The following is a 13,692-nucleotide window of genomic DNA, read 5'->3' as shown; positions in this document are numbered from 1 at the left end:
TCATGCTGGTCTGTGTTCCCCAAGTCCTCAACGCCGCGCAGCTTGTCAGCCTGCGCGAGCGCCTGGAGCGCTCCAATTCCTGGGTCGACGGTCGCGTGACCGCCGGCTACCAGGGCGCCCCGGTGAAGTTCAACCAGCAGATCGACGAGCGGTCTGAAACGGCGATCGCGTGCCAGCGTATCGTAGGCGCGGCGCTGGAGGTCCATCCGATCTTCATCAGCGCCGTGCTGCCAAACGAGATCTATCCGCCGATGTTCAACCGCTACGGCGAGGGCATGAAGTTCGGCCCGCATGTCGACGGCAGCGTGCGCATCAATCCGCACACCGGGCGAAAGCTCAGGACCGACGTGTCCGCCACCTTGTTCCTCAGCAATCCCGAAGACTATGACGGGGGCGAGCTGCTGATCGAGGACACGTACGGCCAGCACAGCATCAAGCTGGCGGCCGGCGACATGGTGGTCTATCCGGCGACCAGCCTGCATTCGGTGGCACCGATCACACGCGGGGTGCGCACGGCCTGCTTCTTCTGGACGCAGAGCCTGATCCGCGACGACATGCAGAGATCCTTGCTGCACGACATGGACAACGCCATCCAACGGCTGAACGAAACCAACGCCGACGAGTTGGCGCGGCGGTCGCTGATCGGCTGCTATCACAACCTCGTACGGCAGTGGAGCGAGACCTGATGACCGTCGCGTCCGCCACGGCCGCAAAGAGCAACAAGGTGAACCGGCGCCTGACCTTCGTGCGCTGGGTGCGCAAGACCCACGGCTGGTTCGGCCTGTGGGGCGCGCTGCTGGGGCTGATCTTCGGCCTGAGCGGCATCTGGCTCAATCATCGCAGCACGCTGAAGCTCGATCTGCCTGACCAGAAGATCGTCAACGCGCAACTCGCCTTGCCCGATCCCGCGCCCAACACCATCGAGATGATGGGCGCCTGGCTGCAGGAGACGCTGAAGATCGACCGGCCGCCCAACAACGCGCGCGTCGAGCGGGCGCGGCCCGTGGCCTGGACCGAACGTCCGGCGGGCACCGCGGCCGGCGGTGGTCAGCGTGGCGGTGGCGAACGTGGTGGCGCCGAGCGGGGCGGAGCCGAGCGCGGTGGCGGCGGGGAGGGCGCTGCGCGTCCCCTGCAGCAACCGGAGCGCTGGGTGATGAACTTCGGCGGTCCCAATCATCTGGTGCAGGCCGAGTACTGGGTCGGCAACAAGTCGATCTCCGTGCGCACCACACAGAACGGCTTCATTGCGACCCTGACCAACCTGCACAAGGGCACGGCGATGCCTGTGCCGTGGATCCTGTTGATCGATACTCTTGCCGGCAGCATGATCTTCCTGTCGATCAGCGGCGCCATCCTGTGGTGGGAGACCCACCGGCGGCGCATGGTCGGCATCACTATTTTCGCAGTATCCGTGGCCGTTACGGTGGCACTCGCCGTCAGTCCGCTTCAACTGTAAGCAACGATCGTGATGGAGAAGTCTGCTTCCTCGATTCCGCCGGCCGTGCCGCCAGGCCCGCCGGGGCCGTCGCGCGAGCCGATGTCGACGGCGGCGCGGCGCGGAATCCTGGCGCTCGTTATCTTCTTCCATGTCGGCGGCGGCTGGGCGCTGACCCAGGTCGAGCCGGTGAAGATGATCGTGGGCGATGTGGCACCCATGGAAGTGCGCATGGTGCCGTCGGAAGATCCGCCGCAGCCCGAGATCGAGAACGCCGAACCGCCGCCGCCGGTTGAGATTCCACCGCCACCGGTCGAACTGGCAACCGTTGTCGATCCGCCGCCGCCCGACCTGCCGCCGCCGGAGTTCCCGCTGGCCAAGGTCGAGCTGCCGCCGCCGGACGAGCCGCCGCCGGTGGACATTCCGCCGCCGCCGGAGAAGAAGCCGGAACCCAAACCGCCCGAACCGAAGCCGGTGCAGAGGAAGCCGCAGCCCGCGCGTCCGGCCGCGCCCGTCGACAGCCAGCCTCAGCAGGCTGCTCCGGCGGCACCTGCGGCCCCGCGGACCGTTCAGGCCTCGCAGCTCGGATGGCTGGTGCAGCCCAACCCGGTCTATCCGGCTCGCTCGCGCCGCGCGAACGAGCAGGGGACGGCGACGATCCGCGTCCTGGTCGACGTGGCCGGCCGGCCGGCACAGGTTTCATTGGCGGCTTCGTCAGGGCATCCCGAACTTGACCAGGCGGCGTTGAGCGCCGTCCGCGCAGCGCAGTTCCGGCCCTATGTCGAGGGCGGCCTGGCGCAGGCCGTCTGGGTCCACGTTCCGATCAAATTCGTGTTGCAGTAGGAGAGTATCGCATGGGCGACGCATCGGCCCTGGGCTTCGGCCATTTTATCGCGCAGGCGGACATTGTCGCGAAGATCCTGCTGGGCGTGCTGGCAGTGATGTCGGCAATCTCCTGGTACCTGATCATCTACAAGGGGATCGCGCAGGTCATCCGTCAGGGGCGCAGCCGCCAGTTCCTGAACTTCTTCTGGAGCGCCACCTCGCTGGAGCAGGTGCAGAACGAGCTCAACGTCCACGGCGTGCGCGAGCCGTTCGGTCATCTCACGGCCCATTCGCTGCATGCCCAGGCGCATCACGCCAAGTTCGGCGCGGCCAAGCTCGAGGAGGCGGGCAGCGAGACCGAGTTCCTGACGCGCACCATCAAAAAGGTGCTCGATGAGGAGACGACGTCGCTGGAGAACGGCCTCACCATGCTGGCCACCATCGGCGCGACGGCGCCGTTCGTCGGTCTGTTCGGCACGGTGTGGGGCGTCTATCACGCGCTGGTCGCCATCGGCATGTCGGGCTCGGGCATGCTCGACAAGGTGGCGGGGCCGGTCGGCGAGGCGCTGATCATGACCGGCATCGGCCTCGCCGTCGCTCTGCCGGCAGTCATGGGCTACAACTGGCTGACCCGTTCCAATCGCGTGCTGACGGCCAAGCTCGACGCCTTCGCCTTCGAACTGCTGACCTTCCTGTCGATGGGCCGCGCGCTGCAGGCCGGTCGCGGCGGCAAGGCCGGCGTGCCGCTCACGGCCGTAGTCTAAGGGAGGCCGCCATGGCATTCGGAAGTTTCGAACGCAAGACCTCGTCCTCGCCGATGGCCGAGATCAACATGGTGCCGCTGATCGACGTGGTGCTAGTGCTGCTGGTCATCTTCATCGTGACCGCGCCGCTGCTCACCAACGTGGTGAAGCTCGACCTGCCCAAGGCGACGGCCAACGCCGATCTGCAGAAACCGGAGAAGATCGAGTTCGCGATCGATGCGCAGGGCGCCCTTCACTGGGCCGGCGAGCGGCTGACCCGCGAGGAGGCGGTGGAGAAGTTCGCCGAGGCCGGCCGCAAGCGGCCGCAGCCCGAGGTCTATCTCCGCGCCGACGCGACCGTGCCCTACCGCTACGTCATGGAGACCCTGGCCGACGCTTCCAAGGGCGGCCTCTCCAAGATCGCCTTCGTGAGCGAGCCGGCGCGCTGAGACGCTAGCTTCGCGATCCGGCGAAGCTCACGGTGGCGACGCCGGCGCCGATCAGCAGGCCGCCGCCCACCTTGTTGACCATGCCGATGGCGCGCGGGTTGGACGCGAGGCGGCGGGCGCGCGAGGCGACCAGCGCGTAGCCGAAGGCGTTGGCGAATGCCAGGACCAGGAACGTCGTCTCGAAGACCAGCATCTGGGTCAGGAAGTCCGCCTTGGGATCGAGGAAGGCGGGCAGGAAGGCGACGAAGAACGTGATGCTCTTCGGATTGAGCGCCGTTACCAGCCAGGCGTGGCCCAGCATCTTCGCGGCCGACACCGCATCGGTGCGTGGCTTGGCATCGAGCGTGCCGCCGGCGCGCCAGAGCTTGATGCCGAGATAGACCAGATAGGCCGCGCCGACCCATTTCAGGATCGTGAACAGCGTCGCCGAGGTGGCGAGCAGTGCGCCGAGCCCCAGCATCGAGAGGGTCATGGCGGTGAAGTCGCCCAGTGCAACACCGACCGCCATGGGAAGCGCGGTCCGCCAGCCCTGGCCCAGCGCGTAGGAGACGACCAGCAGGACGGTCGGGCCGGGGATCACCAGAAGAACGCTCGACGCCGCGGCAAAGGCAGCCCAAGTCTCGAAAGTCATGAAAGCTCCATCGAATATCGGGCAATCAAGCCACGTCGAAATCAGGGCGTCAGCCGGAATTTGGCCTCTTTCCATCGTCAAGATCTCTTAATGTCAGATCTTGTTGAGGGCCAGATGACCCGTTCCAAGGCGCGAGGCTATCACCACGGCGACCTGCGCGAGGCGCTGGTGGCGTCGGGCCGCAAGCTCCTCGAGGAGAAGGGTATCCGCGGCTTCACCCTTCGTGAATGCGCACGCCGAGCCGAAGTGTCTCACGCCGCGCCGGCCCACCATTTTGCGTCGATGGACGATCTGCTGGCCGAACTTGTGCGCCGCGGTTTCGCCGAGCTGACGGCCGCCATGACGGCCGAAGTCCAGCGCGTCGAGGAGGAGCCGACGGCCCGTCTGGTCGGCCTGGGGGTGGGCTACATGGCCTTCGCGGCGGCCAATCCGACGCTGTTCCAGCTCATGTTCAGTCGCGAGGCCAATCGCATCGAGGCCAAGGAAGGCGACGAGGGCGCAGAGGGTGTCCGCCGCCTGCAGGCTTCCGTTGTCGACGAAGTGCTGGCGCATGCTTCCGGCGAGGTCCGCCAGCGCGCCGCCGACTTCGCCTGGGCCTCCATGCACGGCTTCATCACCCTGGTGCTGGAAGGCGAGATCGGCGGTCGCGATTCTTCCCGGGCGCTGAAGACCCGCGGTCTGGCCGCGCTCGCGGCGATGGCCGAGACGGTCGTGCGCTCGGCCCGGTCCTGAGTGTTCAGAGAGGCCTGAGTCTTCAGAGAGGAATGCGGAACAGCAGGGACTCGGTGCCGCCGTGTCCCGAGACCTTGGTGAACCGCTCGACCAGGACGCCGCCATTGGCCGTGATGACCTTCTGTGACGGGAGATTGTCGGGATCGGTCGTCAGGTCGACATGCGACAGCCCGTGCCGGGCGATCTCCTTCAGCATCATCGCGAGCGCCCGGGTCGCGTAGCCGCGCCGGCGCTTCCACGGCGCGACGGCATAGCCGATATGGCCCAGCACGTAGGTGGGCAACGCCGCCGTACCGGGCTGCCAGCGAAAGCCGATCGAGCCGCAGAACTCGCCATCCCACATCCAGCGCCGGTAGCCGGGCAGGCGTGGGACCGTCGTGCCGTCGGCCAGGGTGATGGGGCCGGCCTTGGCCTCGGGGTCGTCGAGCGAGGCCACGAAGGCCGCCGGATCTGCCTCGATGCGCGCCAGCTCCTCGCGGGGCGCTTCGTCGACCCGCACATTGTCGGGTGACCAGCCGCGGCGGAGCGCGTCGGCATAGCCGTCGAGATGGGCGAGGTCGGGGACGAGGAGCTGCAACGGACTTTCCTTTTGGCGGGGCGGGTGCTGTAGCATGACGGGCCATGAGTTCCAGCCCCGTCCTCGTCCTCGATATCGACGGCGTCGTCTCGCTCGCCCAGCCGGGCTCGCCGCATCCCTGGTACGCGACCCTCAAGGAAGACTGGGGTCTCGACCACGACAGCGAGCTGGCGCCGGAGTTCTTCCTGAAGCCTGAATTCATGGAAGTGCTGCGCGGCCGGCTCGATCTCTATGTGGCCCTGCACGAGTATTTCGAGACCAAGGGCCTGGCCGATCGGCTCGAGGAGTTCGTCTCCTACTGGTTCGAGAAGGATGCCGACATCGATCGCGGCGTCCTCGCGCAAGCCGATGCCTGGCGTCAGCGCACTGGCGGTCGCGTCTTTGCGGCGACCAACCAGGAACATCACCGCATCGCCTACCTGCGCGACCATCTCGGCCTCGGCGTGCATTTCGACGAGATGATCTATTCGGCGGCGCTGGGCGTCTGCAAACCCGAGCGCGTGTTCTACACGAATGCCCAGGCCCGCATGGGCGTCACGGTCGCGCAGTCGATCCTGTTCGTCGACGACAAGACCAGCAATGTCGACGGCGCCCGCATGGCCGGCTGGCGCGGCATGCTCTATCGCGGACCCGAGAGCCTGGAGCGCGCGCTGGCGAACTGGGGCTGAGCCTGACCGCAGCAGCGCGAAACGAGCAGCGTGCAGGCCAGCAGGTCGGCGCAGCCGCCGGCCGAGAGGTTGCGCGCGATGAAGGCTCGGTGCAGCGCTTCCGCCTTTTCGAACCAGCCGGGCTGGTGGCAGCCGCCGTCGGCCAGGAAGGCGGCCGCCGATTGGCGCACGAACGAGCCGCCCTCCAGGCCGCCGCGATAGAGCACGGTGGTGTCGTCGATCGACGCCATCACGGCGAACAGGGTCTGGATGCCGGCAGCGTTGGCGTCGAGGCCGGCCTGCCGCGCCTTTGCATAGCTGGGGAGGCCGATCTCGAAAACACTGGGAAAGGCGAGGGCAGCTTCGCGGCGGGCGCCGTCGCGCCCCGTCCTGCGGCGCACCTGGGCGCCATGGCTGGTTTCGTCGTCGCGTGCGGCATGCGCATCGAGGGCCTCGCCCCATGTGCTCCTGAGAGCCTCGCGAATGGTGGACGGCGAGAGGTCGGCCGACTGCGTCTGTGCCCGGGCGATGGAGGCGACGATCAGGCCCACCGAGAAGAGCGCGCCGCGATGCGTGTTGACGCCGCCGGTGGCGGCCAGCATGCCGCGCTCGGCCTCGATGCCGATCGGCACCAGGGCCTGCTCGAACGAGCGGCCGGCGCGGCCTGCCGCGGCCAGGGCTGTGAAGGGCTGCAGCAGCGAATCGGCCGACCGGCACATCAGGGCGAAGTCCATGTCGGCGTGGGCGCCGGAGTCGCGAGGGCTGACGAGGCCAGGCTTGGGATAGGCCTGCAACTCGTCGCGCATCGCCGTCACGGCGGCGCGGGCCAGCGCCCGGTCGTCGAAGCTCATCGTCCGAGCTGGCTGCGCGGCACGAGCTTCAGCGTGTCGACGGACTTCAGGAGGACCTCGTCCTTGTCCTGGAGAAGTTCCCGCCACTGGACCTCGCCGAGGCCGGGGAACGAGAGCTCGCCGTCGACGCGAAAGTCCAATGCCTGTTCCTCGCGCTGGAGGAAGTCGGCGACGCGGTCCGCTGCATCGAGACCGGTGACGTCGATCACCACGTCGAGGTCGGACGCCTCATGCACATGGCGCTCGCCGGTCAGGGCCTGCCACATCCAGCTTCCGTAGACGCGGATATCGATGCCGGCGCCGCCTGCCGCGGAGATCAAGTGCGCAAAGGATGCGGCCTGCGTCGCGGCGGCCGTACAGTGGGCGATCTCCTCGAGTGTGGGAGGGCGCAGGCGCTCGATGATGCGATCCGGATGGGTCCGGGCAGCCACGCGACGCGGCCGCAGCTCTGGATGGGCAGGATCGGTGGTGCAGAATCCGAGGCCGATGTCGGCGGCTTCGTTGCGCCGGCGCGTCACGACGAAGGGGCGACCAGCCGCGTGCCAGGCGACCGCGCGTGCGTAATCTTCCGCGGTCTCCGCCTCGGGTGCCTGCGACGGCCAGACCAGCGTATGGCGCCGGAGGCCGGTCATCGCGCCGATTCGGCGAGGACCTTCTTGCGGATGTCGAGGGCGAGCTTGCGGCCGCCGCGCTGCTTGCCGAGCTCGGCACGATTGTCCTCGGTCGTCGAGGTCGCGATGGCCTGCGCGAGCTTGGCCGGCACATCGTCCTTTTCGGACCACACTTCCTGGACACCGCCCAGTAGCGCGAAGGGTTTGGCGCCGAATTCGAGCGACGGCATGGTCTTCGACAACTTCTGCAGCACCGCCTCGGGGATCTTGGTGACGGCCGACATCGCCGCGATCGGCATCAGGCCGACACTGGCCGAGTCGAGCGCGTAGATGCTGTCGGCGAACATGCCGTAGCAGATGAAGGCGCCGCCGATGGCCTGGCCGGTCGCGACGGTGATGAGCTTGTGGCCCTTGCGCCGCGCCACTTCGAGGCACGAGAGGAGATGACCGAAGTAGCTGGCGAGGCCCAGCATTTCGGCGACGCGGTTGGGTTCCTGGCCGGCGCTGTCGACCAGCATGACGATCGGCGTCTTCGGGTGCCGTTCGATGCACTCGATCACGTGCGCGGCGAGGCGGATCGCGGTCGCGTTGTCGATATAGACGCCGTCGCAGGTGCCGATGACGCAGACTTTCGCGCCGCCGACCGTCGCGTAGCCGGTCAGCACGGACTTCTCGATGACGATGCCCTTGGCGGAGGCGCCGAACAGGCGCGCCAGGACGGCGCGGGCGGACGGCTTCTTGGGAGCAGGCTTCTTCATGGCGGCTTACTTCCCAAGCTTGGCGAGAGCGACGAATTCCGGGCCGGAGGCCAGCGACGCGGCTTCGATGTCGCGCACGCCCATGCTCTTCCACATAGCTTCGGGATTCTCGGTCGCGCCGAAGCGCTTCAGCCGCTTCTCCAGTTCCTTCTGGCGCGCCTTGACGGCAGCGAGGCTGACCGGGCTCGACTTGCCGAGAAGCTTGGCGATGGCGTCGCGTACCGCCTCGGGGGTGTCGTGCACCAGCGCGTCGGCGTCGCCCAGCAGGTACTTCGTCTTGCCGCCGCTCGTCTTCCACACCAGGGCCCGGTTCGCCGAGTCGTAGGCCTTCTTGCCCATCCACTTCTCGATGACGATCGGGCCGGAGATGCCGAGGCGGCCGTGCTCGGTCATGACGCGGAAGTCGCAGCAGGTCGACAGGATGCCGATGCCGCCATACGCACCGATGTCGGTGGCGATGACGGCGATGGTCGGGATCTTCCGGGCGCGGCATTCGAAGATTGCGCGCATGGTCTCGGTGATGGCGATCTCGCCGGCCGAGCCTTCGTGCAGGCGCACGCCGCCGCTTTCGATGATGAAGACGCAGGGCACGCCGTCACGCGCCGCGGCCTTGAACAGGCCGGTGAGCTTGGCGCCGTGAATCTCGCCGACCGCGCCGCCGACGAACTGGCCGACCTGAGCCGCGAGATAGATTTTCTTCCCGCCGATCCTGGCGCGGCCGATCACGATGCCGTCGTCGAACGACACGGGGATGCCGAGCTGGGCGAGGTAGGGGCTGGTGATCCGCTCCGGCGGCGGCAGCAGCTCGGCGAACGAGCCCGCGTCGACGAGCGATGCGATGCGCTCGCGCGCGGTCTGCTCATGGAAAAGGATGGCGCCGGTCATTTGTCGCCCTTGGTGAGATGGTCGTAGGCTTGGCGCAGGCGGAGCGTGACGAGCACGGGCGGTGCGCCCTGGTCGTTGATCGTGACCTTGGTGCCGCCGGCCGGATAGTGATGGGCGAAGTCGGAGAGGGCCGCGAGCCACGAGGCCTTGTAGCCGGGGATCGAGGTCTCGACGTGGCACTCCATGGCGGTGGCGGGCTTGCCGCCGCGCTCGACCAGCACTTCGAGATTGCCCGAACCGACGACGCCTGCTAGCGCCCACGGCTTGGCGGTCTTCGACGGCAGCGGCTTGGACGGGAAAGCCTTGGTGAACTTTTCCATTCTGACGGGTCCTACCAGTCGACGAATTGCGAGGGCGGGTCGTAGAGGCCCTGGGACCAGCGCACGAGGCCCTTGATGTCCTGCGTGGCCAGCAGGCTGCGACTCGCCTCGGATGGGCGAACGCCGACATCCTCGGGCAGTTGCACGATGCCGCGGGCGCGCAGGTCCTCGGTCTCGCGCTTCTTGCGCTTGAGGCCAACCGGCGTATAGCCCGCGACCGCGCGGATCGCGGCCTGGCGCTCGGCGACGGAACGGCAGGCGCCCACGTTGGCGATGCCTTCCTCGGTCACGATGTGCGTGACGTCGTCACCATAGATCATCACCGGCGACACGCCGTGCAGGGCCTTGCGGATACTCGGCTCGTGCGCGTCGAGTTCCTCGACGAAGGTCGGCACGCGGCCGGCCTGGAACGTCTCGACCATCTGCACGACCAGCTTGCGGCCGGGCGAGGTGCCGGGGCCGGGATTGGCTTCGGCGCCGGCCTTCAGCCAGGCCTTGGTGGGATGACGGCGGCCGGTCGGCTGGCAGCCCATGTTGGGCGCGCCGCCATAGCCCGTGATGCGGTTCTTCGAGACGGTCGAGGAGTTGCCGTTGATGTCGATCTGCAACGACGCGCCGATGAACATGTCGATGCCGTAGAGGCCGGCGAGCTGGCCCATCGGGCGGTTGGAATGGAAGCCGCCGTCGCGTCCGGTGAAGAACACGTCGGAGCGGGCCGCCGTGTAGCGTTCCATGCCGACTTCGCCGCCGAAAGCGAAGACGCTCTCGATCCAGCCCGACTCGATGGCCGGGATCATGGTCGGCAGCGGGTTCACAACCCAGTGCTTGCAGATCTTGCCCTTGAGGCCGAGGCGCTCGCCGTAGGTCGGCAGCAGCAGCTCGATGGCCGCCGTGTTGAAGCCGACCCCGTGATTCAGCGACTGGACCTCGTACTTTTCGTAGATGCCGCGCAGCGCCACCATCGCCATCAGGACCTGCACGTCGGTGATCGCGGCCGGGTCACGTGTGAACAGCGCCTGCAGGTGCATGGGGTAGGGCGCCTGCACGATCAGGTCGACCTGGTCGGCCGGGACGTCGATGTGCGGGATCTTGTCGACGATCTCGTTCACCTGGGCGAACACGATGCCGTCGGAGAAGGCGGTCGGCTCGACGACGGCGGGCGTGTCCTCGGTGTTGGCGGCGAGATACAGGTTACCCTTGCGGTCGGCCTGGGCCGCCGCGACCAGCGCCACACGGGGCGTCAGGTCGACATAGAACCGGGCGAAGAGCTCGTTGTAAGTATGGATGGCGCCGACCGGGAATTTCTTCGCCTTGACGAGGTCGGCGACGGCGGTGCCCTGTGGGCCAGCGTAGCAGAAATCCACCTGCCGGATCATGCCCTTCTTGAAGAGCTCGATATGGGCGGGGAGCGTGATGCAGGACATCACGAGATGGATGTCGCGCAGGTCCTTCTTGTCGAGCGTCGCGAGCTGGTTGGCGAGAAAGTCCGCCTGTTTCTGATTGTCGCCTTCGAGGCAGAGCACGTCGCCGTGCTCGATGATGCGCCGCAGCACTTCGGGCACCTTGTCGGGGCTCACGAACTTGCCGCGGGCCAGCTTGCCGACACGTTCGATGCGCTTGGCCTTGTTCTGGCGGCGCAGCGTCGATTTTGCAGTGATCATTCAGAAGTTTTCGTCTATCCCTAGTCGGTGGTCAATGCTCCCTGACAGTGATTGGTAGAGCGCAAGCATGCTCATGTTCGAAATACCCTTCGGCACGACCGACTGGGCAAGCGTCGAGCGCACGGAACACCCGGGCGAGACCGGCAAGGCGTTCTGGCGCACCAAGACCTTCAACAACATCCGCGTGCGGATGGTCGAGTACACGCCGGGTTATCTCGCCGACCACTGGTGCCAGAAGGGCCACATCCTGCTGGTGCTCGAGGGCGAACTGTCGACCGAGTTGGCCGACGGCAGCACAGTCGAACTGAAGCCGGGCCAGAGCTACCAGGTGGCCGACAATACGCTCGGCCATCGCTCCAGCACCGCCAACGGCGCCAAACTCTTCATAGTGGACTGACATGACGGACATGATCGGATTTATCGGCGTCGGCACGATGGGCGAACCGATGTGCCGCAATCTCGCACGCAAGAGCGGCCTGACGGTGCTCGCCGCCGATCGCGACGAGGCGCCGCTGAAGCGCCTGGCGGCCGACGGCGTGAAGGCCGCTTCGGTCGACGAGATCGGCGAGACCTGCCGCACGATCTTCCTCTCTCTGCCGGGCGGCAAGGAAGTCGAAGAGGTGTGCATGGGACCGAACGGCCTGACCTCGAAGGCCAAGCTCGGCTGGACCGTGGTCGACCTCAGCACCGCGCCGCCGCTGCTCGCGCGCCGGCTGTTCGAGGAATTCCAGGGCAAGGCCTCGGCTTTTGCCGACGCACCGGTGGCGCGCACGCGGCAGGCCGCGATCGACGGCACGCTCTCGATCATGGTCGGCGCCACCGCGCCGACCTTCGAGCGCATCGCGCCGCTGCTGCGTCACATGGCGAGCGAGGTCACGCATTGCGGCGACGTCGGTGCCGGCCAGACGGTCAAGATCCTGAACAACATGATCCTGTTCCAGACCGTGGTCGCGCTGGCCGAAGGCCTGTCGATCGCCCGTGCAAACGGCGTCGACGGCAAGGTCCTGTTCGAGACGCTGACCAAGGGCTCGGCCGATTCCTTCGCGCTGCGCAATCACGGCATGAAGGCAATGCTGCCGGCCGTATTCCCCGAGCGTGCCTTCTCGACGAAGTACGCGCTGAAGGACCTGAGCTACGCCATCGACATGGCCGAGCAGGCGGGAGTCCCGGCGCTGGGTGCTGACGTCGCGCGCGAGGTGATGGAGCGCGCCGTCGAATTGGGCCACGGCGAGGAATACTGGCCGGTGCTGCTCAAGGCGATCGAGGACGCGACGGGTAAGGCGTAGCGTTTTCCGGCCTAGGCGCGAGACGGGCGGCGCCCTCGGACCGGATTTCATGATTCACGCTATCGAGCTGTGGAGCCGCAGCGAGCGGCGCGCTTGAACCGGGCGCGACAAAGCCCATCGGGCGGGGCACGGGCTGAGGTCGGGTCACCAGCATGGATTTCTCCTCGGGGTGAAGCCTCAACCGATTAGCTGCCCCGGATGTTCCCCCGCCGGCCAAAAATCGTTGCCCTGGAAAAGGGCAGGCCTCAGAGCCGGAAGCGGAAGCTGGCGCGCGTGCCTTCGACGCCGGTGTCGTACTCGACCTTGGATTGGAGATTGGCGGCCATCGCGGTGATCACGCGGGTTCCCAGGCCCGTACCCTGTGTCGATCCGGTGCCCTTCCAGCCGACGCCGTCGTCCTCGACGGCAAGCGACACCGTGTCGTCGCCGACCTTCTGCAGGATCACGCGGATTTCGCCGCGCATCCCGGCGGGGTAGGCGTATTTGTAGGCGTTGGTCAGTAGCTCGGTGACGATCACGCCGATCGAGACCGCCTTGTCGGTCGGAACGCGAATGTCGGCATCGGCATGCAGGGCCACGACGTTCTTCTTGTCGGCGGCGTCGATGGCGGCGCTCAGCTCGTCGATCAGGCTCATCAGGTAGGAGCCCAGTTCGACGATGCGAACGTCCGAGGAGGTGTAGAGGCGGCGGTGGATGCCCGCGACCGCCATGATGCGCACCTGCATCTCCTGCAAGGCACTGCGGGCGGACTCGTCCTGGACGGCGTTGGCCTGCAGGCGGGCGAGCGAGGCGACCAGGGCCAGCGAGTTGGCGACGCGGTGATTGACCTCGTGCAGCAGCAACTCGGCGCGATCGCGCTCCTCGCGGATGGTTCGCTGCGCCTCCTCGGCCTCGGTCTTCATCCGCTGCTGCTGCAGGGCCGAGCGGATGGCGGCACCGAGCAGCTCCCGGAAATGGCCCTGAATGTCCTTCCAGACATAGTCGGCGGCGCCCGCCTTCAAGGCGGCCACGGCCACGCGCGCATCCTCGGAGCCCGTGACGTACACGACCGGCAGGTCGACGGTGACGCGCTGGATCCGGGCCAGCACGTCGAGCCCGGTCTCGTTGGTCAGGTTATGGTCCAGCGCGACCGCGTCGAACTTCTCGGCGTCGAGCAGGGCAAGGCCTTCCTCTCCGGAACCGACGTGACGAACGCTGATGCCGTGCGGCGCCAGCGCACGCTCGACCAGCCGGCCGATGCCTGCGTCGTCGTCGATGTAGAGGACCTTGACCTGCTCCATC

18 protein-coding genes are annotated in these 13,692 nt (G+C 67.2%); 9 read left to right on the top strand and 9 right to left on the bottom strand.

The genetic code is table 11. The annotated features are described in order from the left end of the window. Positions 1 to 2 precede the first annotated feature (2 nt). Genes AC1ROX_RS08650 through AC1ROX_RS08630 form a run of 5 tightly spaced genes read left to right on the top strand, consistent with a single transcriptional unit; the run spans position 3 to position 3,452 of the window. Complete coding sequence (locus AC1ROX_RS08650; RefSeq protein WP_493124407.1) at positions 3 to 686, top strand: Fe2+-dependent dioxygenase; 684 nt, start codon at positions 3 to 5, stop codon at positions 684 to 686. Further along, entirely contained in the window at positions 686 to 1,456 is a 771-nt protein-coding gene (locus AC1ROX_RS08645) for a PepSY-associated TM helix domain-containing protein (protein ID WP_493124405.1), read from the top strand. Before AC1ROX_RS08650 ends, AC1ROX_RS08645 begins: the two co-directional genes overlap by 1 nt. Before the next feature lie 12 nt (positions 1,457 to 1,468). Next, positions 1,469 to 2,278, top strand: a complete 810-nt coding sequence (locus tag AC1ROX_RS08640) for an energy transducer TonB (protein WP_493124403.1) — start codon at positions 1,469 to 1,471, stop codon at positions 2,276 to 2,278. 11 nt (positions 2,279 to 2,289) lie between these two features. Continuing rightward, positions 2,290 to 3,024, top strand: a complete 735-nt coding sequence (locus AC1ROX_RS08635) for a MotA/TolQ/ExbB proton channel family protein (protein ID WP_493124401.1) — start codon at positions 2,290 to 2,292, stop codon at positions 3,022 to 3,024. Positions 3,025 to 3,035: 11 nt separating this feature from the next. Further along, positions 3,036 to 3,452, top strand: coding sequence for an ExbD/TolR family protein (locus AC1ROX_RS08630; protein WP_493124399.1), 417 nt, complete (start codon positions 3,036 to 3,038; stop codon positions 3,450 to 3,452). 4 nt (positions 3,453 to 3,456) lie between these two features. Here AC1ROX_RS08630 and AC1ROX_RS08625 read toward each other — a convergent pair whose 3' ends face one another. Beyond that, complete coding sequence (locus AC1ROX_RS08625) at positions 3,457 to 4,083, bottom strand: LysE family translocator (RefSeq protein WP_493124397.1); 627 nt, start codon at positions 4,081 to 4,083, stop codon at positions 3,457 to 3,459. Between the two features lie 114 nt (positions 4,084 to 4,197). Between AC1ROX_RS08625 and AC1ROX_RS08620 the strand changes: the two genes are divergently transcribed. Further along, positions 4,198 to 4,815: a TetR/AcrR family transcriptional regulator gene (locus AC1ROX_RS08620; protein ID WP_493124395.1), complete on the top strand. Its 618-nt coding sequence runs from the start codon at positions 4,198 to 4,200 to the stop codon at positions 4,813 to 4,815. A gap of 22 nt (positions 4,816 to 4,837) precedes the next feature. On the opposite strand, the gene AC1ROX_RS08615 is transcribed toward AC1ROX_RS08620, so the two are convergent. Further along, positions 4,838 to 5,428, bottom strand: coding sequence for a GNAT family N-acetyltransferase (locus AC1ROX_RS08615; protein WP_493124392.1), 591 nt, complete (start codon positions 5,426 to 5,428; stop codon positions 4,838 to 4,840). Positions 5,429 to 5,436: 8 nt separating this feature from the next. On the opposite strand from AC1ROX_RS08615, the gene AC1ROX_RS08610 reads away from it, so the two are divergent. Beyond that, complete coding sequence (locus tag AC1ROX_RS08610; protein ID WP_493124390.1) at positions 5,437 to 6,060, top strand: HAD-IA family hydrolase; 624 nt, start codon at positions 5,437 to 5,439, stop codon at positions 6,058 to 6,060. Here the strand turns inward: AC1ROX_RS08610 and mdcB are convergent. From mdcB to mdcA, 6 genes are read right to left on the bottom strand one after another with little or no spacing between them, the layout of a single operon-like run. Next, positions 6,012 to 6,890: a triphosphoribosyl-dephospho-CoA synthase MdcB gene (gene mdcB / locus AC1ROX_RS08605; protein WP_493124388.1), complete on the bottom strand. Its 879-nt coding sequence runs from the start codon at positions 6,888 to 6,890 to the stop codon at positions 6,012 to 6,014. The two genes, AC1ROX_RS08610 and mdcB, sit on opposite strands and share 49 nt — an antisense overlap. Further along, positions 6,887 to 7,522 (bottom strand): malonate decarboxylase holo-[acyl-carrier-protein] synthase, encoded by a 636-nt coding sequence (gene mdcG, locus AC1ROX_RS08600; protein ID WP_493124386.1) that lies wholly within the window; start codon positions 7,520 to 7,522, stop codon positions 6,887 to 6,889. The genes mdcB and mdcG overlap by 4 nt, the downstream gene beginning before the upstream one ends. After that, complete coding sequence (locus AC1ROX_RS08595) at positions 7,519 to 8,259, bottom strand: biotin-independent malonate decarboxylase subunit gamma (RefSeq protein WP_493124384.1); 741 nt, start codon at positions 8,257 to 8,259, stop codon at positions 7,519 to 7,521. The genes mdcG and AC1ROX_RS08595 overlap by 4 nt, the downstream gene beginning before the upstream one ends. Positions 8,260 to 8,265: 6 nt before the next feature. Further along, positions 8,266 to 9,144, bottom strand: a complete 879-nt coding sequence (locus tag AC1ROX_RS08590) for a biotin-independent malonate decarboxylase subunit beta (RefSeq protein ID WP_493124382.1) — start codon at positions 9,142 to 9,144, stop codon at positions 8,266 to 8,268. Further along, positions 9,141 to 9,464 carry a malonate decarboxylase acyl carrier protein gene (gene mdcC / locus AC1ROX_RS08585; protein WP_493124380.1) on the bottom strand — a complete coding sequence of 108 codons (324 nt, stop codon included), beginning with the start codon at positions 9,462 to 9,464 and terminating at the stop codon, positions 9,141 to 9,143. The genes AC1ROX_RS08590 and mdcC overlap by 4 nt, the downstream gene beginning before the upstream one ends. An 11-nt stretch (positions 9,465 to 9,475) precedes the next feature. Further along, positions 9,476 to 11,125 (bottom strand): malonate decarboxylase subunit alpha, encoded by a 1,650-nt coding sequence (gene mdcA / locus AC1ROX_RS08580; RefSeq protein WP_493124378.1) that lies wholly within the window; start codon positions 11,123 to 11,125, stop codon positions 9,476 to 9,478. 67 nt (positions 11,126 to 11,192) lie between these two features. Between mdcA and AC1ROX_RS08575 the strand changes: the two genes are divergently transcribed. Continuing rightward, complete coding sequence (locus AC1ROX_RS08575; protein WP_493124376.1) at positions 11,193 to 11,522, top strand: DHCW motif cupin fold protein; 330 nt, start codon at positions 11,193 to 11,195, stop codon at positions 11,520 to 11,522. A gap of 1 nt (position 11,523) precedes the next feature. After that, complete coding sequence (locus AC1ROX_RS08570) at positions 11,524 to 12,411, top strand: NAD(P)-dependent oxidoreductase (RefSeq protein ID WP_493124373.1); 888 nt, start codon at positions 11,524 to 11,526, stop codon at positions 12,409 to 12,411. Between the two features lie 245 nt (positions 12,412 to 12,656). Here the strand turns inward: AC1ROX_RS08570 and AC1ROX_RS08565 are convergent, their stop codons facing one another. Next, positions 12,657 to 13,691 carry a response regulator gene (locus tag AC1ROX_RS08565; protein WP_493124369.1) on the bottom strand — a complete coding sequence of 345 codons (1,035 nt, stop codon included), beginning with the start codon at positions 13,689 to 13,691 and terminating at the stop codon, positions 12,657 to 12,659. Position 13,692 lies beyond the last annotated feature (1 nt).

The sequence above is a fragment of the Reyranella sp. GW821-FHT14A01 genome, assembly GCF_058803965.1.
Note: the sequence above shows the minus strand (reverse complement) of the source record. Positions and strands in the feature narration are given on the sequence as shown.